A 233-nucleotide genomic window follows, 5' to 3' on the forward strand; every position below is an offset into this window, starting at 1 on the left:
TGGCATGGAAGTCATCAAACAGCACGGCGACCTGCATGACTTTATGCAGTGGACGGGTCCGATCCTCACCGACTCCGGCGGCTTTCAGGTGTTCAGCCTGGGCGCCATGCGCAAGATCACGGAAGAGGGCGTGACCTTCGCCTCGCCGGTCAACGGCAGCAAAGTGTTCATGGGCCCGGACGACTCGATGCAAGTGCAGCGCGATCTCGGCTCCGATGTGGTGATGATTTTTG

1 protein-coding gene is annotated in these 233 nt (G+C 59.7%); it reads left to right on the top strand.

What is annotated here, in order from left to right:
- A partial coding sequence (locus tag AC0IW7_RS25070; protein WP_471821570.1) for a tRNA-guanine transglycosylase occupies nt 1-233 on the top strand: 233 nt, incomplete at both ends.

This window comes from Pseudomonas sp. AC229 (assembly GCF_979254655.1).